General features: G+C 69.0%; 1 protein-coding gene. It reads right to left on the bottom strand.

From position 1 onward, the window contains the following. A partial coding sequence (locus VF497_RS14760) for a glucoamylase family protein (protein ID WP_330890043.1) occupies positions 1-1,798 on the bottom strand: 1,798 nt, incomplete at both ends.

The following is a 1,798-nucleotide window of genomic DNA, read 5'->3' as shown; positions in this document are numbered from 1 at the left end:
GCATCGAGCGCGGGCGGTGTCGCAGGTGCGAGCGCGACGTCGCGCGGCATGCGTTCCTGCAACAGCAGCAGCACGGCTGCGAGTTCGGCATCGGCGGCGAAGCGGCGCGGCATCGGCGCGTTGTTCAGACATTCGCCGAACGCGACCAGTGCCATGCCCTGATGGTGCGCCATGTATTCGCGCACGACACCGACCGTCTCGCCCGCGGGCAGGTGCGCCACGGTGAAGTCGATCGCCTCGTAGTAGCCGTACTGCGACCACCAGCCGCGCGCGGCGATCTCGGCGAGATTGTGCGCGGCTTCGCTCGGTGCCGCGAGCATGGCGAGCGCGCTCGCATACGGCGCGATCACGCGATCCTGCGACAGGCCGCGCTGCAAGCCGAGGCCGGGCGCGCCGAACGCGCGATAGTGATAGTTCTGGCCCGCGTCGGTGAGGAAGTAACCGGATTCCGAGATGCCCCAGGGCAGGCCGTGCTCGCGGCCCCAGCCGATCTGACGCGCGACGGCAACGCGCGCCGATTCGTCGATCAGGCTGCCGGGCCACACCGGCATCACCAGTTGCGGCATCAGGTATTCGAACATCGAGCCGCTCCACGACAGCAGCACCTGGCCCTCGTCGACCTGGGTCTGCACGCGGCCAAGCGCGAACCAGCCGTCCTGCGCAATCTGCCCCTGGGCGACGGCGAGGTAGACGGCGAGGCGCACTTCGGAGGCGAGCAGGTCGTAGTAGCCGGCGTCGCGGCGGCCCTCGCTGACGTTGTAGCCGATCGCGAACTGCTCGCGTGCCGGATCGTAGAGGAATTGCCAGTCGACGCGCGCGAAATCGGCGCAGAGCGCACCGAGCGCTTCGATTTCCTGCACGCAGGTGCGCGCGAGTTCGCGCGCCTTGGGCGAGACCGATCCGGAGGCCGCGAGCGCTTGCAGGCTCGGCATCGGCGATTCGGCGTGGATCGCGCCGACATCGTGCGCGACCGCGGCCGCAATCGAAACATCGCCGACGAAGTCTTCGAGGTCGGCCATCGCCATCGCCGCCTGACGCAGCAGTTTTTCGCTCCACTCGCGCTCGAGCGGCTCGCCGTCGGCCAATGCAGCGTGCAACGTCTGTGCACGCAGGAACAGTTCGCGCAGCGCGGCGTGTGTCGACACGATAATCAGCGTCGGCGGCAGGCGCGACGACGCGACGAGCGCGTCGTCGAACGGTTGCCAGACTGCGCTTTCCACGCGCCCGCTCAACGCGCGCAGCACGGCGAACGTGTCGGCGAGGCCATCGAATGCCTGCTTGCCGACGACCGGTGCGCGCAGCAGTTCGAACAGGCCCTGGCGCAGGGTCAGGGCATGGCCGACGAAGTTGCCGCTGTCGACCGTGGAAACGTACATCGGCTGCAGCGGCGTCAGCGCCGCCGTGTCGTACCAGTTGAAGAGGTGGCCGCGATAGCGCTCCAGCTTCTGCAAGGTGTCGAACGTGCGCCGTGTCGCCGCGAGCAGGCCGCGCAGCGAAACGTAGCCGAAATCGTGCGCGGCGAGGTTCGCGAGCAGGCCCATGCCGATGTTGGTCGACGAGGTGCGGTGCATGATCTTCAGCGCCGGATATTCCTGGTAGTGATCCGGCGGCAGCCAGTTGTCCTCGGCGCCGACGAAACGCTCGAACCAGGCCCAGGTGCGGCGCGCGGCCTGGCCGATGAACCGCGCCTGCTGTTCGTCCAGCAGCTGCGTTCTGCGCGCCGGCACGCGTGCGGTCCACGCAGCGAGCGCGGGCGCCGCGAACCAGGCCAGCAGCCACGGCGCGGCCAGCGCCAACA

Origin of the sequence: Rudaea sp., assembly GCF_036383415.1 — a bacterium.
Classification (GTDB): domain Bacteria; phylum Pseudomonadota; class Gammaproteobacteria; order Xanthomonadales; family Rhodanobacteraceae; genus Rudaea.
This window is presented reverse-complemented; position numbering and strand designations above follow the sequence as displayed.